The organism is Bradyrhizobium sp. LCT2 (assembly GCF_009931255.1).
GTDB lineage: Bacteria > Pseudomonadota > Alphaproteobacteria > Rhizobiales > Xanthobacteraceae > Bradyrhizobium > Bradyrhizobium diazoefficiens.
Window position 1 is genome coordinate 1,121,499 of record NZ_CP034432.1, and the last position, 19,951, is coordinate 1,141,449.

The 19,951-nt window shown below is 65.0% G+C and carries 20 protein-coding genes and 1 tRNA gene; 11 read left to right on the forward strand and 10 right to left on the reverse strand.

Annotation, left to right across the window (positions count from 1 at the left end):
• Positions 1-47: 47 nt before the first annotated feature.
• Entirely contained in the window at positions 48-2,456 is a 2,409-nt protein-coding gene (pheT, locus tag EI171_RS06030) for a phenylalanine--tRNA ligase subunit beta (RefSeq protein WP_161532833.1), read from the reverse strand.
• Positions 2,453-3,535: a phenylalanine--tRNA ligase subunit alpha gene (pheS, locus tag EI171_RS06035; RefSeq protein ID WP_011083532.1), complete on the reverse strand. Its 1,083-nt coding sequence runs from the start codon at positions 3,533-3,535 to the stop codon at positions 2,453-2,455. Before pheS ends, pheT begins: the two co-directional genes overlap by 4 nt.
• Before the next feature lie 150 nt (positions 3,536-3,685).
• On the opposite strand from pheS, the gene EI171_RS06040 reads away from it, so the two are divergent.
• Positions 3,686-4,099: a hypothetical protein gene (locus EI171_RS06040; protein ID WP_161532834.1), complete on the forward strand. Its 414-nt coding sequence runs from the start codon at positions 3,686-3,688 to the stop codon at positions 4,097-4,099.
• Positions 4,100-4,131: 32 nt separating this feature from the next.
• Here the strand turns inward: EI171_RS06040 and rplT are convergent, their stop codons facing one another.
• A complete protein-coding gene (rplT, locus tag EI171_RS06045; protein WP_011083533.1) occupies positions 4,132-4,491 on the reverse strand; it encodes a 50S ribosomal protein L20 in 360 nt (119 codons plus the stop codon).
• A gap of 80 nt (positions 4,492-4,571) precedes the next feature.
• On the reverse strand, positions 4,572-4,772 hold the full coding sequence (gene rpmI, locus EI171_RS06050) for a 50S ribosomal protein L35 (protein ID WP_008539890.1): 201 nt from the start codon (positions 4,770-4,772) through the stop codon (positions 4,572-4,574).
• Positions 4,773-5,045: 273 nt separating this feature from the next.
• Here rpmI and EI171_RS06055 point away from each other — a divergent pair, with 273 nt between their 5' ends.
• Entirely contained in the window at positions 5,046-5,453 is a 408-nt protein-coding gene (locus EI171_RS06055; RefSeq protein WP_028172475.1) for a hypothetical protein, read from the forward strand.
• 62 nt (positions 5,454-5,515) lie between these two features.
• Here EI171_RS06055 and infC read toward each other — a convergent pair whose 3' ends face one another.
• A complete protein-coding gene (gene infC / locus EI171_RS06060; RefSeq protein ID WP_011083535.1) occupies positions 5,516-6,055 on the reverse strand; it encodes a translation initiation factor IF-3 in 540 nt (179 codons plus the stop codon).
• Positions 6,056-6,304: 249 nt separating this feature from the next.
• Between infC and EI171_RS06065 the strand changes: the two genes are divergently transcribed.
• Entirely contained in the window at positions 6,305-7,117 is an 813-nt protein-coding gene (locus EI171_RS06065; RefSeq protein ID WP_011083536.1) for a carboxylesterase, read from the forward strand.
• 155 nt (positions 7,118-7,272) lie between these two features.
• Positions 7,273-7,740 (forward strand): nuclear transport factor 2 family protein, encoded by a 468-nt coding sequence (locus tag EI171_RS06070; RefSeq protein WP_161532835.1) that lies wholly within the window; start codon positions 7,273-7,275, stop codon positions 7,738-7,740.
• Positions 7,741-7,887: 147 nt separating this feature from the next.
• On the opposite strand, the gene EI171_RS06075 is transcribed toward EI171_RS06070, so the two are convergent.
• The 3 genes from EI171_RS06075 to EI171_RS06085 form a co-directional block, all read right to left on the reverse strand.
• Positions 7,888-8,685, reverse strand: coding sequence for an acyl-CoA thioesterase domain-containing protein (locus EI171_RS06075; protein WP_161532836.1), 798 nt, complete (start codon positions 8,683-8,685; stop codon positions 7,888-7,890).
• A gap of 172 nt (positions 8,686-8,857) precedes the next feature.
• Positions 8,858-10,036 (reverse strand): tRNA epoxyqueuosine(34) reductase QueG, encoded by a 1,179-nt coding sequence (queG, locus tag EI171_RS06080; RefSeq protein WP_161532837.1) that lies wholly within the window; start codon positions 10,034-10,036, stop codon positions 8,858-8,860.
• Positions 9,985-10,677 carry a glutathione S-transferase family protein gene (locus tag EI171_RS06085; protein ID WP_011083540.1) on the reverse strand — a complete coding sequence of 231 codons (693 nt, stop codon included), beginning with the start codon at positions 10,675-10,677 and terminating at the stop codon, positions 9,985-9,987. Before EI171_RS06085 ends, queG begins: the two co-directional genes overlap by 52 nt.
• Before the next feature lie 169 nt (positions 10,678-10,846).
• Between EI171_RS06085 and EI171_RS06090 the strand changes: the two genes are divergently transcribed.
• The gene (locus tag EI171_RS06090) at positions 10,847-11,653 is read left to right on the forward strand and encodes an undecaprenyl-diphosphate phosphatase (protein WP_011083541.1); all 807 of its coding nucleotides are present in this window, start codon (positions 10,847-10,849) and stop codon (positions 11,651-11,653) included.
• Positions 11,654-11,872: 219 nt separating this feature from the next.
• Here the strand turns inward: EI171_RS06090 and EI171_RS06095 are convergent, their stop codons facing one another.
• Positions 11,873-12,838, reverse strand: a complete 966-nt coding sequence (locus EI171_RS06095; protein ID WP_161532838.1) for a complex I NDUFA9 subunit family protein — start codon at positions 12,836-12,838, stop codon at positions 11,873-11,875.
• Between the two features lie 150 nt (positions 12,839-12,988).
• On the opposite strand from EI171_RS06095, the gene EI171_RS06100 reads away from it, so the two are divergent.
• Positions 12,989-13,075, forward strand: a tRNA-Leu gene (locus tag EI171_RS06100).
• Between the two features lie 86 nt (positions 13,076-13,161).
• On the opposite strand, the gene EI171_RS06105 is transcribed toward EI171_RS06100, so the two are convergent.
• Positions 13,162-14,433, reverse strand: coding sequence for an MFS transporter (locus tag EI171_RS06105; RefSeq protein WP_161532839.1), 1,272 nt, complete (start codon positions 14,431-14,433; stop codon positions 13,162-13,164).
• A 345-nt stretch (positions 14,434-14,778) separates the two neighbouring features.
• Between EI171_RS06105 and EI171_RS06110 the strand changes: the two genes are divergently transcribed.
• From EI171_RS06110 to rpoN, 5 genes are all read left to right on the forward strand, one after another.
• Complete coding sequence (locus EI171_RS06110) at positions 14,779-15,393, forward strand: ribonuclease D (protein ID WP_011083544.1); 615 nt, start codon at positions 14,779-14,781, stop codon at positions 15,391-15,393.
• 144 nt (positions 15,394-15,537) lie between these two features.
• Positions 15,538-16,272, forward strand: coding sequence for an LPS export ABC transporter periplasmic protein LptC (lptC, locus tag EI171_RS06115; RefSeq protein ID WP_161532840.1), 735 nt, complete (start codon positions 15,538-15,540; stop codon positions 16,270-16,272).
• A gap of 5 nt (positions 16,273-16,277) precedes the next feature.
• Positions 16,278-17,006: an LptA/OstA family protein gene (locus EI171_RS06120; RefSeq protein ID WP_161532841.1), complete on the forward strand. Its 729-nt coding sequence runs from the start codon at positions 16,278-16,280 to the stop codon at positions 17,004-17,006.
• A 221-nt stretch (positions 17,007-17,227) separates the two neighbouring features.
• Positions 17,228-18,226, forward strand: a complete 999-nt coding sequence (gene lptB / locus EI171_RS06125) for an LPS export ABC transporter ATP-binding protein (protein WP_011083547.1) — start codon at positions 17,228-17,230, stop codon at positions 18,224-18,226.
• Positions 18,227-18,317: 91 nt separating this feature from the next.
• Positions 18,318-19,931: an RNA polymerase factor sigma-54 gene (gene rpoN / locus EI171_RS06130; RefSeq protein WP_011083548.1), complete on the forward strand. Its 1,614-nt coding sequence runs from the start codon at positions 18,318-18,320 to the stop codon at positions 19,929-19,931.
• The last annotated feature ends 20 nt before the right edge of the window (positions 19,932-19,951 follow it).

Genomic DNA, 19,951 nt, shown 5'->3' on the forward strand with positions numbered 1-19,951 from the left:
TTTCTGGAGCATGATGTTGTCCGAAAACCGCTTCACACTTTTCGGCATCATGCTCTCAGCGTGCCGCCGGTCTTCTTCGTCACCTCCGCCACGACCTTCGCGGCGACGGCCTCGATCTCCTGGTCGGTCAGGGTCTTCTCGCGCGGCTGGATCGTCACCGCGATCGCGATCGACTTCTTGCCGTCATCGATGCCCTTGCCCTCGTAGACGTCGAACACGTTGACGCCGGTGATCAGCTTCTTGTCGACGCCTTGCGCGGCGCGCACGATGTCGCCGGCCTTCACGGTGCGGTCGACGATGAAGGCGAAGTCGCGCGACACCGGCTGGAAGGCCGACAGCTCGATCAAGGGCTTGGCGCGGGTCGGCCTCTTCTTGGCCTCGGGGACGCGGTCGAGGATGACCTCGAACACCATCAGCGGACCGTCGGCGCCGAGCGCTTCCAGCGCGCGCGGATGCATCTCGCCGAAATAACCGAGGACGTTCTGCGGGCCGATCTGGATCGTGCCGGAACGCCCCGGATGCAGCCAGCCGGGACCGCCGGCGACGATCTGGAGCGCCTGCATCGGCGCGCCGGCAGCGGCCAGCACCGCCAGCGCATCGGCCTTGGCGTCGAACAGGTCAGCCTGCACCGAGCCCGACCAGTGCCGTCCGAGACCCTCGGACGAGGCAAAGCCGCGGCGCACGCCGCTCGCCGCCATGAACTGATCCTGCGGGCGATCGCCCTTGAACACCTGGCCGACCTCGAACAGCGCGACATCGCCGAAGCCGCGATCGACATTGGCCTGCGCCGCCGCGATCAGGCCCGCCAGCAGAGTCGGGCGCATGTCGGAGAGATCAGATGCGATCGGGTTGGCGACTTCGAGTTCGCGCTGGCCGCCGCCGAACAGTTTTGCCGCAGACTTCGTGATGAACGACCACGTCACCGCCTCGATGATGCCACGGCTCGCGAGCGCGCGCCGCGCGCGGCGGGTGCGGAGCTGGAGCGGGGTCAGCACGGATTTGCGCGCATCCTCGCCGCGCTCGAACGGCGTCATCGGCACCTTGTCGACGCCGTAGATGCGGACAATCTCCTCGACGATGTCGGCCTTGCCGTGCACATCGGTGCGCCACGAGGGCACCGCGACCTTCACCACGGGACCCGGGCCCGCCATCATGAAGCCGAGATGGGTCAGGATGCGCTTCATCTCCGGCTGCGGCACCTCGATGCCGGACAGGCGCTTGACCTCGGTCACCGGGAAATCGATCACGCGGTCATCGCCGAAGGCCTTGCCGACGACGACGTTCTCGGACGGCGCGCCGCCGCACATCTCCATCACGAGTTTCGTGGCGAGCTCCAGCCCTGGCACCATGAACGCCGGATCGACGCCGCGCTCGAAGCGGTAGCGCGCATCCGAGTTGATGCCGAGCTTGCGGCCGGTCTGCGCGATATTGATCTCGTTCCACAGCGCCGATTCGATCAGCACGTCGGTGGTGTTCTCGTCGCAGCCGGAAGCCTCGCCGCCCATGATGCCGGCGAGCGATTCGACGCCATGCTCATCGGCGATCACGCAGGTCGCGGGATCGAGATTGTAGGTGCGGCCGTCGAGCGCGAGCAGCGTCTCGCCGTCGCGGGCGCGTCGCACCACGAGATTGCCCTTCACCTTCCTGGCGTCGAACACGTGCAGCGGGCGCGCGCGGTCGTAGGTCATGAAGTTGGTGATGTCGACCAGCGCGTTGATCGGACGCAGTCCGATCGCGGTCAGCCGCTTCTGCAGCCATTCCGGCGACGGGCCATTCTTGACGCCGCGCACGAGGCGAAGCGCGAAGCCCGGACAGAGCGTGGCGTCCTCGACCGTGACCTTCACGGGACAAGGGAATTCGCCCTTGACCGGCTTGATGGTCGGGTCCTTGAACTTGCCCATGTCGGCGGCGGCGAGGTCGCGCGCGATGCCGTGCACGCCGGTGCAGTCCTGCCGGTTCGGCGTCAAATTGATCTCGACGACGGGATCGCCGAGCGCGGCCCATTCGGCGTAAGCAGCGCCGATCGGCGCGTCCGCCGGCAATTCCATGATGCCGTCATGGTCATTCGAGATCTGGAGCTCGGCCGCCGAGCACAGCATGCCGCGGCTCTCGACGCCGCGGATGGTGCCGACGCCGAGCGTGATGTCCTTGCCCGGAATGTAGGTGCCAGGGGCCGAGAACACGCTGACGAGACCCGCGCGCGCATTCGGCGCGCCGCACACGACCTGCACCGGCGCGCCACCGTCGCCGGTGTCCACCATGCAGACGCGCAGGCGATCCGCATTCGGATGCTGCTCGGCCGAGATCACCCTCGCGATGGTGAAAGGCTTCAGCGCCTTCGCCTTGTCCTCGATGTTCTCGACCTCGAGCCCGATCATGGTGAGCTTCTCGGCGAGCCTGTCCAGCGGCTCGTCGGTCTCGAGATGATCCTTCAGCCAGGAGAGGGTGAATTTCACGAGCTCAGCCCTCCCGCGAGAGTCGGCACTTCGAGCGGCTTGAAGCCGTAATGGGACAGCCAGCGGACGTCGCTGTCGAACAGCTGGCGCAAATCGGCGATGCCGTATTTCAGCATGGCGATGCGGTCGATGCCCATGCCCCAGGCGAAGCCCTGGTATTCGTCGGGATCGATGCCGCAGGCGCGCAGCACGTTCGGGTGCACCATGCCGCAGCCGAGAATCTCCAGCCAGTCCTCGCCCTCGCCGAAGCGGATCTCGCCCTTGTCGCGGCGGCACTGGATGTCGACTTCCAGCGACGGCTCGGTGAACGGGAAGAACGACGGCCGAAAGCGCATGTTGATGTGGTCGACCTCGAAGAACGCCTTGCAGAACTCGTGCAGGATCCATTTGAGGTGGCCGAGATGCGAGTGCTTGTCGATGACGAGCCCCTCGACCTGGTGGAATTGCGGCGTGTGGGTCGCATCCGAATCGATGCGGTAGGTGCGGCCCGGGCAGATCACGCGGATCGGCGGCTTCTGGCTCAGCATCGTGCGCACCTGCACCGGCGAGGTGTGGGTCCGCAGCAGCATGCGCGAGCCGTCCTCCTTCGGATGGAAGAAAAAGGTGTCGTGCATCTCGCGCGCGGGATGGCCTTCCGGGAAGTTCAGCTTGGTGAAGTTGTAGTCATCGGTCTCGATGTCAGGACCTTCGGCGACTGAGAATCCCATGTCGGCGAAGATCGTCGTCAGCTCGTCCCAGACCTGGCTCAGCGGATGGATGCGGCCGGCATCAGTCGGCGCCTCGCGCAGCGGCAGCGTCACGTCGATGGTTTCGGACGCGAGCCGCGCATCGAGCGCCGCCGACTTCAAGACGTCGCGCCTTGCTGCGAGCGCCTCGGTGACCTTGTCCTTGGCCTGGTTGATCGCGGCGCCCTGCGTCTTGCGGTCGTCCGGCGACATCTTGCCGAGCGTGGCAAGCAGCGCGGAAATCGAACCCTTCTTGCCGAGGGCTGCGACGCGTACCGCTTCGAGGGCGGCTTCGTCGCCGGCGGCGGCGACCTGATCGAGGATGGATGTTTCGAGCGTTGCGAGGTCGGACACAGTCAAATCCTTGCTGCTAAATTCGGCTGGGTTGTCGCCGCCGGAAGGCCGTAACGTCAAGCGAAAAGCCGGTTATTTCGGGCTGAAGAACGGCTGGGTTGAACCTCGCGCGGGGCGCTGGCACCAAGGGGGATACGAGGAGACTTCGTGATGCTCTCAAGGTCCTGCCTGGCCATTCTGGCCGTCGTTCTATCGGTCGCCGGCACCCCGGCACGCGCCATGGTCTGCATGGAGAAGTCCATGACGCTGGACGAGGTCGTCGACACCATCAACGCCCAGAAGGGCTGCGAAAGCGCGATGAAGGTGTTTCAGGATTGCCAGTTGACCGCGAGCGGCGATGTCCAGCTCGGCGCCGCCGTCGAGAAGAAATGCGAGGCGGACTTCATACCCGGCCTCAACGCTGCGCAGAAACAGGCCTATCAACGCGAGATGCGCGTCTGCGACCGAAAGTACCGGAATAAATCCGGCACCATGTATCTGTCGTTCGCAGCATTCTGCCGGGCGGAGGTCGCCCAGCGTTACTCGCAACGCGCGCTGCAGGCTGCGGGCCCCAAGAACCGCTAGTCAGGAATCGTTAGGCCCGCGCGCGAGAGACCTCAGGCCGCGAGCGCGGCCTTGGCCTTCTCGGCGATCGCCTGGAACGACGCGGGCTCGTTGATCGCGAGATCCGACAGCACCTTGCGGTCCACGGTGATGCCCGACTTGGCGAGACCGTCGATAAATCGGCTGTAGGTCAGGCCGAACGGACGCACAGCGGCGTTGAGACGCTGGATCCAGAGCGCGCGGAACGTCCGCTTCTTGCGCTTGCGGTCGCGGAAGGCGTACTGCTGGGCCTTCTCCACGGCCGGCTTGGCGGCGCGGATGGTGTTCTTGCGGCGGCCGTAGAAGCCCTTGGCGGCCTTGTAGACTTTCTTGTGCTTGGCGTGGGCGGTCACACCGCGTTTGACGCGAGACATGACAAAAATCCTTCAGAGATGACTTGGTTTTCGGATCGCCGCGGAAGGCGCGGCTGAGGTGGCAGTGATCGTGGACGCGATCAGGCGTTCGGCAAGAAGTACTTCTTGACGTTGTCGCCGTCGGTCTTGAACAGCACGCGGGTGCCGCGAAGCTGACGGATCTGCTTCTTCGTCCGCTTGATCATGCCGTGACGCTTGCCGCGCTGGGCGTGCATCACTTTGCCGGTGGCAGTCACCTTGAAGCGCTTTTTAGCGCCCGATTTGGTCTTCAGCTTGGGCATTTGGCTCTCCTAATGGCCACAGAAATCCGCCCGCGAAGGCGGCTGGCCGTCAAAAATGCTCGTTAGAGCGTTGATTGTGCTCAGGTTTCTACGAACAAGCGCGAAACCCGCACGAAACACCGCCACGGCAGCCCTTAATCAGCCGGGCGATGAAGGCTGGGCTTATGCCAGAGCGGGAGCCGATTGGCAACGATGAACCGCCGAAACCCGCCCGCCGACTATCCGGAGTTGCTATCCTCATGTCCAAGCCGTGTCGCCTGGAGCAGGACCAAAATGGCCCATTTCTCGCAATTAATCCCGCAATTTGTCCCGCAATTTACCCGCCCGCGCCGCCTGGCGCTGCTTGCCGTGCTCGCCGCCGCTGCGCTGCCGTCCACCGCCGATGCCCGCGCCGGCGGCTATGACGGCATCTGGAACGTCACCTTCGCCACCACCCGTGGCAATTGCAGCTCGGGCTACAGCGTCCCCTTCACCGTGACCGGCGGCCGCGTCTCGTCAGCCGGCGGCGGCCGCGTCTCGGGCAGGGTCAAGCGCTCCGGCATGGTGGCGGTCTATGTCTCCGTCGGCGCGTCCCATGCCAGCGGCGGCGGCCGGCTTGCCGGCGTAAACGGCGCCGGCTCGTGGCGCGGCATCATTTCCGGCGACCAGTGCAGCGGCACCTGGCACGCGACGCGAAGCTGACACACCAACGGCCCGCCGGAGATCCGGACGGGCCGTTAACTCTCAATCCCAAATAACTGGCGTCAGCGCGGCGCCAGCACCATGACGACCTGACGGCCTTCGAACCGCGCGTCCTGCTCGACCTTGGCGAGCTCGGCGACGTCGGTCTTGATCTTGTCCAGAAGCTTGGTGCCGATCTCCTGGTGCGCCATTTCACGGCCGCGATAGCGCAGCGTGATCTTGACCTTGTCGCCCTCTTCGAAGAACCGCTGCATCGCGCGCATCTTCACGTCGTAATCGTGATCGTCGATCATCGGGCGGAGCTTGATCTCCTTGATCTCGACGGTCTTCTGCCGCTTGCGGGCTTCGGCGGCTTTCTTCTGAGCGGAATACTTGTACTTCCCGTAGTCCATGATCTTGCAGACGGGAGGGCTGGTATTCGGCGAAATCTCGACCAGATCCATGCCAGCTTCCTGGGCCATCTTGATGGCGACGACGGTCTCGACCGTGCCTTTGTTGTCACCGGTCTGATCGATCAGCTGGATCTGCGCATTGCGGATATCATCATTGATGCGCGGCCCGTCTTTGCTGGCAGCGGGCGGAGCTTTATTAGGACGGCGAATGGGTGGTTCTCCAAAGTTGTGAAAGAAGCGGCTATTTTGAAGGAAGATGCGTTTGCCGGCAAGCAAGTCGCGTACGCGAAGCGAAAAACCCTCAAATGCGAGGCATTTTGGACACGCCCCCGGGCACGCTGACCGACATAGACACCTTGCCTCTGTTCCGCAAGCGTCCCAAAGGGCCAATGCCGGTGTCCGGCGGCACCACGGAACACGCCCAGGCAGCTCAAACCACACAGCCAGAGTAAACGTTCCATGACCGATGCAATTCCCGATACCGTGCTCGATTTCATCGATGTGGGCGAGGGCGCGTCCGCGCGCAGGATCGCGGTGCGCCGCCGCGCCGGAAAGGGCCCCGGCCTCGTCTGGCTCGGCGGGTTCAAGTCGGACATGCAGGGCAGCAAGGCGCTGGCGCTGGACGCCTGGGCTGGGGATCACGGCCGCGCCGCGGTCCGGTTCGACTATTCCGGCCACGGCGAATCGGGCGGCGATTTCGCCGACGGAACCATCGGGCGCTGGCTGGAGGAGAGCGTCGCGGTGTTCGAGCGGTTCTGCGACGGCCCGCAGATCCTGATCGGCTCCTCCATGGGCGGCTGGATGGCGCTGCTGCTCGCGCGCGAGATCAGGAAGCGCCAGGAGAACCGGCAAGAGAACCAGCAAGAGAGCGCGTCGCTCGCCGGCCTCGTGCTGATCGCGCCGGCGCCCGACTTCACCGAGGAGCTGATGTGGAAGAATTTTCCGGCTGCGGTGAAGAAGGAGATCGAGACCAAGGGCGTCTGGCTGCGGCCGTCCGAGTATGGCGACGGCTCGCCCTATCCGATCACGCGGAATCTGATCGAGGAGGGCCGCAACCATCTCGTGCTCGGCGGCGCCATCGATCTCGGCTGTCCCGTCCGCATCCTGCAAGGTGCACAGGACCCCGATGTGCCCTGGCAGCACGCGTTCGCGCTGACGCACCGTCTGCCGGCCGACGACGTCGTGCTGACCCTGATCCAGGATGGGGACCACCGCCTCTCGCGCCCGCAGGACATCGCGCGCATTCTTGCCGCGGTGGCCGAGATCGGGTGATGTGTCGTCGTCGCTGTCATTGCGCGCCTTGTGCGCAATTGCGCACTGGGGCGGGCAATCCAGTATTCCAGCAGCCGATGTGCTTGAACCGAGAAGCCGCGGCGTACTGGATGCCCCGCCTGCGCGGGGCATGACGGAGAATGGGAGAAGCGCCGATGACCATCACCGCCATGCTGCGCGCTTTCTGCGATGCCGTGGAACAGCGCAACGGCCGCGCGTTTGCCGATCTCTTCACCGAGGACGGCGTCTATCACGATGTCTTCTACGGCGCGTTCGAAGGCCGCGAGAAGATCGCCGCCATGATCGATGACTGGTTCTATCGCACGGCGACCGACTTTCGCTGGGACATGCATGATCCCGTAACCGACGGCACCACGCTCTATGCGCGCTACACTTTCAGCTATCGTTCGACCTTGCCGGAAGCGAACGGCGCGCGTGCGATGTTCGAAGGTGTCGCGATCATGACGCTGAAGGGCGGCAGGATCGCGAGCTATCACGAGGTCGCTAACACCGCGCCGGCGTTCGTCGATTTGAAGTTCGCGCCTGAAAGAATTGCGAAGATCGTCGCCAGGCAGGGCGCGGAGCTGAAGGCGCGGCCGGAGATGAAGCGGCATCTGGCGTAGGCGCGACTCTCTCCTCTCGTCATTCCGGGGCGCGCCACTTGGCGCGAGCCCGGAATCCATTTCGCCTCTCGGCCCGCGGCTCGATGGATTCCGGGTCTGCGCCTGACGGCGCATCCCGGAATGACAAAGTCGAGAGACCTCGTATCTCTACCGCTTCGACGGATTCGCCATCGGCTTGCGCTGTGCCAGCGCGGCGACGGTGGCCGTGCCGATCGGGCCCTGTTCGTCGTAGAGCCAGCATTCGCCGATCGCGACGCCGTCGGTGGCCTGGTGGTTCACCACGTCGAAGCCGATCCAGTTCGTCACCGGTAGGCGGTGCAGATAGATCGTCACGTCGCTGTTGATGTAGCCGAGCCCCTTGTCGCCGGCGTTCGCAAAGGGGCTGGCGAAATCGGCGCCAACAGCGACATGCACGAACGGCGTCATCGGCACGCCGGCAACGAGCTCGCGCACCTCGCTCATCCAGAGCCGGCGCGGACCGAGCGAGCCCATATGGCCGACGATCGGCCGCGTCGTCCATTTGCCGTGCATGCCAAGCCTGGGATCGGTCGGCTTTGGAATGTCGGCCGGTTTCGGCACGTCCCAGTTCGGCGGCGACCAGACATTGCCATCAGGGTTCTGCGTCTTGCGCAGCAGCTGGCAGGAGGCGCGCGCCATGCCGACGCCGCCGGAGACAAATTCCGCCTCGACCACGCGGATGCGCAGGCCGTCGCGCACGAGCCGCGTCGTCACTTCGATCGGCTTGTCGATCGTCGGCAGCCGAAACATGTCGACGGTGAGCCGCGCCGGCACGAATTCAGGGCCGGAATGGCGTTCCTCGATGGCGAAGCCGAGCAGGCCGACGATGACGCGTCCGTGCAGCGATTTCGGATCCCACGGGCCATTGGCGACTTCCGTCGGATGGAATGTATCGCCGTCGCGGGTGAAGAAAGGAATGTCTGTCATGACGCGCGACCTTGAAGGAACTCGCGGGGAAATCAAGGGCGCCCGTTCTCCTCGTTCTCCGCTGTCATCGCCCGCGAAGGCGGGCGATCCAGTACTCCGAGACGGTTGTGGTTCAATCGATAGGCCTCGGCGTACTGGATGCCCCCGCCTTCGCGGGGCATGACACCGAGAATTAGGTGGCGAGGTCCCACTCCTCACGCACGCCTTCGTCGTGCTCGTTGCCCATCGCGACGGATCTCATCGCCTCAAACGCATCCCGCGCCACCAACTGCGCCAGCGCCCATACCGCGGCTCCGCGCACCAATGCGCTCTCATCCCCCAGCAATCGCTGCGCCTCCTCCGCGAGTGCCGCTTCTCCCGAGTTGCCGATCGCGATCAGCACGTTGCGCAAGAAGCGATCGCGGCCGATGCGCTTGACCGGCGACTTCGTGAACAGCGCACGAAACGCCGCATCATCGAGCCGCGCCAATTCGGCGAGGCCAGGCGCACGCAATTCGTCGCGCGCGGCGAGCTTGGCCTCGCGTCCCGCCTGCGCAAACTTGTTCCAGGGGCAGGCGGCAAGGCAATCGTCGCAGCCATAGATGCGGTTGCCGATGGCTTTGCGAAATTCGCGCGGGATCGGTCCCTTGTTCTCGATGGTGAGATACGAGATGCAGCGGCGCGCATCGAGCTTGTAGGGCGCGGGAAACGCCGCGGTCGGGCAGATGTCGAGACAGGCCTGGCACGAGCCGCAATGATCGATCTCGGCTGTGTCGCGCGGCAAGTCGAGCGTGGTGTAGATCGCGCCGAGGAACAGCCAGGAGCCGAACTCGCGCGAGACAAGATTGGTGTGCTTGCCCTGCCAGCCCAGATGCGCGGCCTGCGCCAGCGGCTTTTCCATGACGGCGGCGGTGTCGACGAACACCTTCACTTCCGACGGCGCGGTCGCGACCAGCCAGCGCGCCAGCGCCTTCAGGCGCTTCTTGACCAGATCGTGATAGTCGTCTCCTTGCGCATAGACCGAGATCGCCGCGCGCGTGCGCTGCTCGAGGATCGCGAGGGGATCGGCGTCGGGCCCGTAATTGACGCCGAGCATGATGACGCTGCGCACGTCCTGCCATAGCCCGCGCGGATCGACGCGGCGCTCCGGCTGTGCCGCGAGCCAGTCCATGTCGCCATGGCCGCCCGAGGCGATGAACTCGAGGAAATGCTTTCCGGCCGTCTCGATCGTGCCGGGCTCGGTCACGCCGATGCAGTCGAAGCCGAGCGCCTTTGCCTCGGTCGTCAACTTCGCCTTCAGTTCAGACAGATCGGCAGAGCTCAGAAATCCAGGTCCACATAGGTCCGCGACGCCGGCACGCCGGCGAGCCATTCGCTCAGCAGCGGGCGGAACGACGGGCGGGATTTCACCCGCGCGTACCACGCCTTTGCCGCGTCGTCCTCGCTCCATGGCACGTCGCCCAGATAGTCGATCGCCGAAAGATGCGCCGCGGCGGCGAGATCCGCGTAGGTGAGCCGGTCTCCGGCGAGGAAGTTACGCGTCTGCGCCAGCCAGCCGATATAGGCCAGATGATAGCGCACATTCGCCTTGGCGGCGCGCATCACGTCGGCCGAGGGCGCACCGCCGCCGTTCTCCTCGCTCATGAAGCGCTTGTAGATGCGCTCGGTGACGAGCGGGTGGGAGACCTCCTCGAAGAACTTCTCGTTGAACCAGGCCATCAGCCGGCGCACCTCGACGCGTTCGGGAAGCGTCTCCGGCATCAGGCGCTTGGGTCCCATCCCCGCGCCATAGGCCTCGTCGACATATTCGGCGATGATCGCCGCGCCCGGTATCGGCGGCTGTTCCTCGTCCACCAGGACCGGCGTGGTGCCGGCGGCATTGAGCAGCAGGAATGCCTCGCGCCGTTCCCAGCTGCGCTCTTCGACCAGCTTGAGGTCGAGCCCGTATTCGCCCGCGATCAAGCGGATGAAGCGCGAATGCGGACAGAACGGATGATGAAACAGCGTAAACATGAAGCCTTTGACTATTTGATGGTGCTTAAGAATCCATCAATGTTTGTGCGGCGCCACACTAGTCCTTCAAAACCGCGAAGCAAGAGCGTGATGCCGTATTTTGCGATTGCAGCATGAAGGCGAATAGGCGAGAAGAACCCCGCTTTTCCAGCGGAAATGGACCGTAAATATGTCAGATGCAATACGGGCAGTGATCCTCGGCATTATCGAGGGTGTGACCGAGTTCCTTCCCGTTTCCTCGACCGGCCACCTCCTGCTTGCGGAGCGCTTCTTCCATCTCGGCGAAGGCGCCTTCTGGGATTCGTTTACGGTTCTGATCCAGCTCGGTGCGATCCTCGCGATCGTCGGGCTGTACTTCAAGAAGCTGTGGGATGTCGTGATCGGCTTCTTCACGGGCGACACCTATTCGCGCCGTTTCGTGATCGGCGTGCTGGTGGCGTTCCTGCCGGCTGTCGTGGTCGGCCTCGTCGCCGGCAAGTACATCAAGAGTGTGCTGTTCAACCCGTGGGTCGTGTGCTTCACGCTGATCGTCGGCGGCGCCATCCTGCTCTGGGTCGACAAGCTCGACCTCAAGCCGCGCGAGCATGACGCCACCCGGTTTCCGCTGCTGATGTATCTCTATATCGGCATCGCGCAGTGCGTGGCGATGATCCCGGGCGTATCGCGCTCCGGCGCCAGCATCGTCGCCGCCATGCTGCTGGGCGCGGACAAGCGCGCGGCGGCGGAGTTCTCGTTCTTCCTCGCGATCCCCACCATGATCGGCGCTTTCGCCTACGACTTCTACAAGAACCGCTCCGAGATGACGATGGACCACATGGGCATCGTCGCGATCGGCTTCGTGGTGTCGTTCATCACCGCGGTCATCGTGGTGAAGACGTTTTTGACATACGTCACCCGCCACGGCTTCGTGGTGTTCGCCTGGTGGCGCGTCATCGTCGGCACACTCGGCCTGATCGCGCTGGCGTTGGGGCGATAACTCTCGAAAGCTTGCTGACGCGCCGGTCCTCGCCGCAAGGACGGTGCGCTCCCTCTCCCGCTTGCGGGAGAGGGCTGGGGAGAGGGTCTCTCCGCAGAGAGACTCCCGATGACGAGAAAGCCCTCACCGGCGCGCGGGACGATGCTTCGCATCGCCCGGAACGCGCCGACCTCTCCCGCAAGCGGGAGAGGTTAACCGAGCCCGCGGCCTAAGCGGGGCTCAAATGCTCATGCGCTGGAACTGCCCGGCGGCGCGGAAGCGCCAGAGATATTGCGGAGCGATCGCTTCCAGCGAATCCGCGGCGATGCCGAGGCCTTCCAGCGTCAGCCCAGCCGCCTTCGCCGCATCCGACACGACATTGTCGCGCTGGAGCAGCGTGACCTGGTCGGGCGTCAGCTTGAACGCGCCCGGCGCGAATTGCAGGAAGTTGGCCTGGAAGCGGGCAAGCCCAAACGGCAGCGGCACCAGCGTCGGCTTGCGAGCGGTGATCTCGAGGATGGCCTCGATGATCTCGCGCATGGTGAGCACCTCCGGCCCGCCGAGCTCGTAGGTCGCGCCCGCCTTGGCCTTGCCGTCGACCGCATCGGCGATCGCGGTGGCGACATCGCCGACATAGACCGGCTGCATCTTCGTCTCGCCGCCGATCAGCGGCAGCACCGGCGACATCCGGGCCAGCGCCGCAAAGCGGTTGGTGAACTGGTCCTCGGGGCCGAACATCACGGAGGGACGGAAGATCGTGGCCGACGGCACCGCGGCCAGGACCGCCGCCTCGCCGGCCGCCTTGGCCTTGGCGTAGCGCGAGGGCGATTCCGCGTCGGCGCCGATCGCCGAGACATGCACCAGGCGGGCCCCGGCTGCGGCCGCCGCCTTGGCGACGGTCTCGGCGCCCTTGGCCTGGACCGCGTCGAAGCTCTGTTTGCCACTCTCGGTGAGGATGCCGACCAGGTTGATCACGACATCCGAATCACGCAGCGCCGCCTCGACCGAGGCGGGGTAGCGCAGGTTGGCCTGCACCACATGGACCTGGCCGACCTTGCCGGAGGGTTGGAGGTATCCAGCCAGTTCCGGCCGCCGCACCGCGACCCGGACCCGGTAATCCCGCTTGCACAGCGCCCGGACGACATTTCGGCCCAAAAACCCCGATCCGCCGAAAACCGTGACGAGAGTTTCCAGATTCGATGCCATGGGGATCTTTTCCTGAGGGAGAGTGCGCCTGACGAGGCTTGTATCGAGCCGGTTTGCGATGCGCAATCCGCAAGCCGAAACATGGCTCAAGCATGAATTGACAACGGCGTCACCGAACCGTAGTAACCGCCTCCGTGCCCCAAACGGCATGCCCAGGTGGTGGAATTGGTAGACGCGCTGGCTTCAGGTGCCAGTGGCTTAACGGCCGTGAAGGTTCGAGTCCTTTCCTGGGCACCATTTTGCGGGATCTGGACCCAAAATGGGGCCGCTCCCGGTCTGCGTCGCCGTCGCGAAGATCCCTAGCGGGACAAATCCGCCCGCCCTCAGACCACCCTTTTCCCCGCCCGCTCCGCCACCGCCTTCTGCACAAAATACATCGCGACCAGCGACACCATCGCCGATGCGACGACGACGTAGCCGATCCGGTCGAAATGGATCAGCGAGCCGTCCGGCGCTTGCGCGATGATCGCGCCGGCGAGCATCGAACCGAGCCCGCCGGAGAGCTGCTGGAGTGAGGCGCTGATCGCGCTGAACGAGCCGCGCTGGCTGGGGTCGGGGATCGCCGACATCAGCGCCTGCGACGGGATCATGCGCGAGAAGATGCCGACGAACATCAGGACGTTGACGAGGATCGCGGTCGCGAGCGAGACGTGGCCGAGATGGGTGTAGATCAGCACCATGATGACAGACACCACGCTGCCGAAGACAAATGTGGGATATTTGCCGAACGCGTCGCTCGCCCTGCCGACCAGCGGGCCCGTGACGATGCTGAACAGGCCGGAGACCAGATAGATCGTCGGCAAATGCAGCATGTCGATGCCGAGATTGTTCACGGTGTAGGCGCTGGAGAACGGCATCAGCATGTACCCGCCCGTCGCCAGCAATGTCGTGACCGCGAAGGCCAGCGTGTAGCGCTTCTGTGCGACGGTCGCGATCAGATGGTGGAATGGGTTCCTGTCCTGCTTCAGCCGCAGATGCGCGTCGACCGGCTCCATGGCGAAGGCGATGATGGCGATCGCCGCGATCGACAGGCCGACGATCGCGGCGAAGCAGACATGCCAGCTCCAGTGATTGGCGAGAAACAGCCCGGCCGGAATGCCGAGCACCTGGCTCGCGGCGAACGCGGTCTGAACGAAGCCCATCACGCGGCCGCGCAAATGCAGCGGGAACAGGTCGGTGATGATGGCCAGCACGACCGAGCCGATCACGCCGCCGAACAATCCGGTCACGATCCTGCCGAGCAGCAGCACATGGTAGGTCTGCGCCATTGCGCAGAGCAGGGTGCCGAGCGTGAAGCCGACATAGAAGAACAGCAGCAGGCGCTTGCGATCAAAGCGGTCGGCAAAGCCGGCGGCCAAGATACCCGACAGTCCCGCGCTGAATGCGTAGGCCGACACCGCGACGCCGAATTGGGTGGCCGTGATGTCGAGCGCGGGCATCAGGATGGCGCCGAGCGGCGACATGATGATGAAATCGAGGATGATCGTGAACTGCGTGAACGCGAGCAGCGCGATGAGGAGCGCCTGGTAGCGCGAAAAGCCGCGCTGGCGGTCCTGTTGATCGTCGATAGGCGCTGCGAGCGTCTGTTCGGTCATGACATCTCATTCGTGGTGAGCGGAGCAAGGGCGCGGGGGGTCGGCAACAGATGGGGTGGGTGGGGACGATTTTCACGGGGCGCATGACGCAAGTTGTGCCGGACCATGAAGCTCGCGCCGGGTTGTGGGATCCATGCAACAGCCCGGGGGCCGGAAGCCCTCCATCTCCGCTCGCAACCTTGATCGCGTGCCACGCACCTGCCGCCAGCTGCACGGCGGTGATCTGCCCGGCCCCGTGAGGGCATGACCGCGGTTGCGCGGACGGCCCGCAATGGCTACATCGCGGGCAATCCGAATTAGCCTATTGTGCCGACAGACCGATTCGACCCGAGGTTTTGAAACGCCATGACCGTACGCCTGCACCGCGGCGACCTGCCCGACCTGTCCCGCTACACCGGAGCGGTGGCGATCGACACCGAGACCATGGGGCTGAACCCGCACCGCGACCGGCTCTGCGTGGTGCAGCTCTCGCCCGGCGACGGCAGTGCCGACGTCGTGCAGATCCCCAAGGGCCACACCGACGCGCCGAACCTGAAGGCGCTCTTGGCCAATCCCGCCATCACCAAGATCTTCCACTTCGCGCGGTTCGACGTCGCGGTGCTGTACCAGAGCTTCGGCGTCATGACCGGGCCGATCTATTGCACCAAGATCGCCTCCCGCCTGACCCGCACCTATACCGACCGCCACGGCCTCAAGGACCTCGTGCGCGAGGTCCTCAATGTCGACCTTTCCAAGCAGCAGCAATCCAGCGACTGGGGCTCCGACAGCCTGACCGAGCCGCAGCTCGCCTATGCCGCCTCCGACGTGCTGCACCTGCACGCCCTGCGCGAGCGGCTCGACGCCATGCTGGTGCGGGAAGGCCGTACGGGGCTGGCCAAGGCCTGCTTCGACTTCCTGCCGACCCGCGCCTTGCTCGACCTCCAGGGCTGGGCGGAAGAGGACATTTTCGCGCATTCCTGACACCTCGACGGGCGGCTAGGTTGGGCCAATCGCCCCGTTTCGGACACTTTCGTATCGGCCTGTCCGAGGCTGCATATTCAGGCGGCGCCGGGTACAATGGCGCGCACTTGACCGGACCAGGCGAGCGACACCTCAGGAGCCCAGGTGAATTCGGCCCAGAATCCCACCTACGACGCCGCGCTTGCGGCGAAGTTTGCCAGCGCGGCGCGCCACAGCCGCCTGGTGCGGATTCTGCGCGTCGCGGTCCCGGGCGCGGTGCTGTTGTCCCTGGCCGCCATCGTCGGCGTCTCGATCTTCAATCCATTTCGCATGCTGTTGCCGAAGCTGCCGCTCGATTCCGGAAACCTGGTGGTATCGGGCACCAAGATCACGATGGAATCGCCGCACCTCGCCGGCTACACGCCGGACCGGCGGCCGTACGAGCTCTGGGCCAAGACCGCGACGCAGGACATCACCGACCCCGACCATGTCGATCTCTCGGACCTTCGCGCAAAGGTCCTGATGGAAGATCAATCGACCCTGTTCCTCGATGCCCGCACCGGCCGCTTCGACAACAAGCAGCAGCAGCTCGACCTGCACAAGGACATCTTCCTGCGCACCTCGACCGGCTATGAGGCGCGGCTGAAGTCGGCCTTCGTCGACATGGGCAAGGGCACGGTCTCGTCGGACGAACGAGTCGACGTCAAGCTGACCAACGGCACGCTGACCGCGGATCGGCTGCGCATCACGGAAGGCGGCGATCTCATCCGCTTCGAGGGCAATGTGGTGATGCATCTGGACAAGCTGGATGACCCCGCCGCTGCTCAGCCCGCGCCGGCCGAGCCGACGCCGCCGGTGAAGACACGTACGCCGCAGAACAAGTCCGCCAATTCAAAGTGATTTTCATGATCAGGTTTTTCCCGCGCAACGACAGCAAACGGTGCGCCGCCATCGGTGCGGCCGCGCTTGCCGCCACTGTCGCGCTGATGGCAACGGGCGCGGCGATCGCACAGAGCACGATGCAAGGCGTGCCGAATGCGATGCAGGGCTTCTCGCAGAACCGCGATCAGCCGATCCAGATCGAGGCCGCTTCGCTCGAGATGCGCGACAAGAAGAAGGAGGCGACCTTCGCCGGCAACGTGAAGGTCATCCAGGGCGACACCACCATGACCTCGAAGACGCTGGTGGTGTTCTACGAATCCGGCGGCGACAAGCCGGCGACGCCGCAGCCCGCGGCGAAGGGGGCCAAGGCGGCCCCGATGCAGTCGGCGACGCCGGGTCCGGGCGGCAGTTCCTCGATCAAGCGGCTGGAGGCGCGCGGCAATGTCGTGGTCACCCAGAAGGACCAGGTGGTCACAGGCGACACCGCCGTGTTCGACACCAAGACCAACCTCATCACCATGCTCGGCGGCACGGGCGGCCAGGTGGTCCTGACGCAGTGCAAGAACGTGCTGCGCGGCGACCGTCTGATGGTCGACATGACGACCGGCGTGTCGCGTGTGGAATCTGACAATGGCAGGGTGCAAGCCCTGCTGCCGCAGGGCGGCGGTAGTGATTGTGGCCAGGGGGGGCAGGGCGCCAAGCCCGGCGCGGCGTCGCCCCTGCAATTGCCCGGCGCAACTAAACCGAAGTAAATTCAACAGCTTGTGTCGGGCGCTCCCGATCCGAGGTTGAAGCTTGCCCGGCGAGACTGTATCTAGCGCGCAGGGCTTTCGAAGCGGGGTCCTCCGCTTATCGGGCGTGTTTCACTGGGCATGAGACATCCCTTCACCCATGCTGCGTCGGCGAATCGTAACGCCGCCGCGGCAGATCGCGCGAAGACCGCGCAAAAACTGCGCGAGGCTAGAAGGCGGGGATGGTCGATCTTTTCAGCATGTTCCGTCGGCGCCCCGCCAAGCGCGGCCGGCCAGGATTTGCGCGTCAGGACATCACCGCGCTCGGTGACAGCGTCGGCGGGCTGGTGGCGAGCCCCGTGCGCGACGCGCCGCCGATCGCCCGGGACCAGCCGATGCACGCGCCCGACCACTTTCAGGCCGATTATCAAACCGAGCCGCCGCGGGCGCAGGCGGTCCACCCGGTCAGGGCCGCCGCCAGGCCGAACGGCGCCGGCGGGCCGCAGCTTCTGAAGCGGCCGGGCTTCCTGGCTGTGCATAGCGTGGAAAAGGCCTTCGGCAGCCGCCAGGTGGTGCGCGGCGTCAGCATCTATGTGCGCCGCGGCGAGGCGGTCGGCCTGCTCGGTCCGAACGGCGCCGGCAAGACCACCGTGTTCTACATGATCACCGGCCTGATCAAGGCCGATCGCGGCGCGATCGAGCTCGACGGCCACGACGTCACCAAGCTGCCGATGTATCAGCGCGCGCGGCTCGGCATCGGCTATCTGCCGCAGGAAGCCTCGATCTTCCGCGGCCTCACCGTCGAGCAGAATATCCGCGCCGTGCTCGAAGTGGTCGAGCCTTCGCGCAAGAAGCGCGAGCAGCAGCTCGACTCGCTGCTCGACGAATTCAACATCACGCGCCTGCGCAAATCACCGTCGATCGCGTTGTCCGGCGGCGAGCGGCGCCGCGTCGAGATCGCGCGCGCGCTGGCGACGCGTCCGAACTACATGCTGCTCGACGAGCCCTTCGCCGGCATCGATCCGATCGCGGTCGGCGACATTCAGGATCTCGTCCGCCATCTCACCAATCGCGGCATCGGCGTGCTCATCACCGACCACAATGTGCGCGAGACGCTCGGCCTCACCGACCGTGCCTATATCGTCTATGCCGGGGAAATCTTGACCGAGGGCAGCCCGGATGAGATCGTCGCCGATCCGGATGTTCGCCGCCTTTACCTTGGCGAGGAATTCCGCCTCTAGCCTGTTTTTGCGCTACGTCAAGACGTGTACATCAGGCTCAGACTAGGATAAGCAAAAATCGGACCAACTTTTTGGGATCGGTTCTTGCTTCATGGCGCTCACGCAGAGATTAGAGTTCCGGCAATCGCAGTCGCTGGTCATGACGCCGCAGCTGATGCAGGCGATCAAGCTGCTGCAATTGTCCAATCTCGATCTCACGACCTTCGTGGAAGAGGAACTCGAGCGTAATCCGCTGCTGGAGCGGGCCAATGACGAGGCCTCCGGCGGCGAAGCCCCGGCCGAGGCCGGCCAGTTCAGCGATTCCGACGGCGGCCACAACGACGAGCCGGGCGGCGGTCCGGGCGAGGCGTTCGAGCCGGGCCAGGAAGAATGGATGAGCAAGGATCTCGGCACCCGCGCCGAGATCGAGCAGACCCTGGACACGGGCCTGGACAACGTCTTCTCCGAGGAGCCGGCCGAGGCCGCGGCGCGCAACGCCCAGGACGCCGCGCCGACCACCTACACGGAATGGGGCGGCGGCGCCTCCGGCGACGAGGACTACAATCTCGAGGCGTTCGTCGCCGCCGAGGTCACGCTCGGCGATCATCTCGCCGAGCAGCTCTCGGTCGCATTCACCGCACCCGCACAGCGCATGATCGGTCAGTACCTGATCGATCTCGTCGACGAGGCCGGCTATCTGCCGCCGGATCTCGGCCAGGCCGCCGAGCGACTTGGCGCCTCGCAGCAGGAGGTCGAGGATGTCCTGGCCGTGCTGCAAAAATTCGATCCGCCCGGCGTCTGCGCGCGCAATTTGAGCGAATGCCTGGCGATCCAGCTCCGCGAGCTCGACCGCTACGACCCGGCGATGCAGGCGCTGGTCGAGCATCTCGATCTCCTCGCCAAGCGCGACATCGCGGGCTTGCGCAAGGTTTGCGGCGTCGACGACGAGGACATCGCCGACATGATCGGCGAGATCCGCCGTCTCAACCCCAAGCCCGGCATGAAATTCGGCGCGGCGCGGCTCCAGACCATGGTGCCCGATGTCTATGTCCGTCCGGGTCCGGACGGCGGCTGGCATGTCGAGCTCAACAGCGACACCTTGCCGCGCGTGCTGGTCAACCAGACCTACTATTCCGAGCTTTCGAAGAAGATCGGCAAGGACGGCGACAAGTCCTATTTCACCGACGCGCTCCAGAACGCGACCTGGCTCGTGCGTGCGCTCGACCAGCGCGCCCGCACCATCCTGAAAGTTGCAACCGAGATCGTGCGCCAGCAGGACGGCTTCTTCACCCATGGCGTCGCGCATTTGCGGCCGCTGAACCTGAAGGCCGTCGCCGACGCCATCCAGATGCATGAATCCACGGTGTCGCGCGTCACCGCCAACAAATACATGGCGACCAATCGCGGCACGTTCGAGCTGAAATATTTCTTCACCGCCTCGATCGCCTCGGCCGACGGCGGCGAGGCGCATTCGGCCGAAGCCGTGCGCCACCACATCAAGCAGCTGATCGATTCGGAAGCGCCGGCCGCGATCCTGTCGGATGATACCATCGTGGAACGGTTACGCGCTTCGGGCATTGATATTGCCCGCCGCACGGTCGCGAAGTACCGCGAAGCCATGCGCATTCCTTCCTCGGTGCAACGTCGCCGCGACAAGCAGAGCGCTCTTGGTAACGTCCTCTCTACCGCAATGTCCGATCGCTCCCGCAACCCCGAGCCGGCCTGATTGCGCTGGCGCCAAATCGC

Excerpts from the sequence above, each read along its gene's own strand:
- EI171_RS06040 (WP_161532834.1), top strand. The coding sequence starts at position 3,686 with ATGCTCTCAAGGTCCTGCCTGGCCATTCTGGCCGTCGTTCTATCGGTC.
- rplT (WP_011083533.1), bottom strand. The coding sequence starts at position 4,491 with ATGTCTCGCGTCAAACGCGGTGTGACCGCCCACGCCAAGCACAAGAAA.
- rpmI (WP_008539890.1), bottom strand. The coding sequence starts at position 4,772 with ATGCCCAAGCTGAAGACCAAATCGGGCGCTAAAAAGCGCTTCAAGGTG.
- EI171_RS06055 (WP_028172475.1), top strand. The coding sequence starts at position 5,046 with ATGGCCCATTTCTCGCAATTAATCCCGCAATTTGTCCCGCAATTTACC.
- EI171_RS06065 (WP_011083536.1), top strand. The coding sequence starts at position 6,305 with ATGACCGATGCAATTCCCGATACCGTGCTCGATTTCATCGATGTGGGC.
- EI171_RS06070 (WP_161532835.1), top strand. The coding sequence starts at position 7,273 with ATGACCATCACCGCCATGCTGCGCGCTTTCTGCGATGCCGTGGAACAG.
- EI171_RS06075 (WP_161532836.1), bottom strand. The coding sequence starts at position 8,685 with ATGACAGACATTCCTTTCTTCACCCGCGACGGCGATACATTCCATCCG.
- queG (WP_161532837.1), bottom strand. The coding sequence starts at position 10,036 with ATGGCTCGCCGGCGTGCCGGCGTCGCGGACCTATGTGGACCTGGATTT.
- EI171_RS06085 (WP_011083540.1), bottom strand. The coding sequence starts at position 10,677 with ATGTTTACGCTGTTTCATCATCCGTTCTGTCCGCATTCGCGCTTCATC.
- EI171_RS06090 (WP_011083541.1), top strand. The coding sequence starts at position 10,847 with ATGTCAGATGCAATACGGGCAGTGATCCTCGGCATTATCGAGGGTGTG.
- EI171_RS06095 (WP_161532838.1), bottom strand. The coding sequence starts at position 12,838 with ATGGCATCGAATCTGGAAACTCTCGTCACGGTTTTCGGCGGATCGGGG.
- EI171_RS06105 (WP_161532839.1), bottom strand. The coding sequence starts at position 14,433 with ATGACCGAACAGACGCTCGCAGCGCCTATCGACGATCAACAGGACCGC.
- EI171_RS06110 (WP_011083544.1), top strand. The coding sequence starts at position 14,779 with ATGACCGTACGCCTGCACCGCGGCGACCTGCCCGACCTGTCCCGCTAC.
- EI171_RS06120 (WP_161532841.1), top strand. The coding sequence starts at position 16,278 with ATGATCAGGTTTTTCCCGCGCAACGACAGCAAACGGTGCGCCGCCATC.
- lptB (WP_011083547.1), top strand. The coding sequence starts at position 17,228 with ATGGTCGATCTTTTCAGCATGTTCCGTCGGCGCCCCGCCAAGCGCGGC.
- rpoN (WP_011083548.1), top strand. The coding sequence starts at position 18,318 with ATGGCGCTCACGCAGAGATTAGAGTTCCGGCAATCGCAGTCGCTGGTC.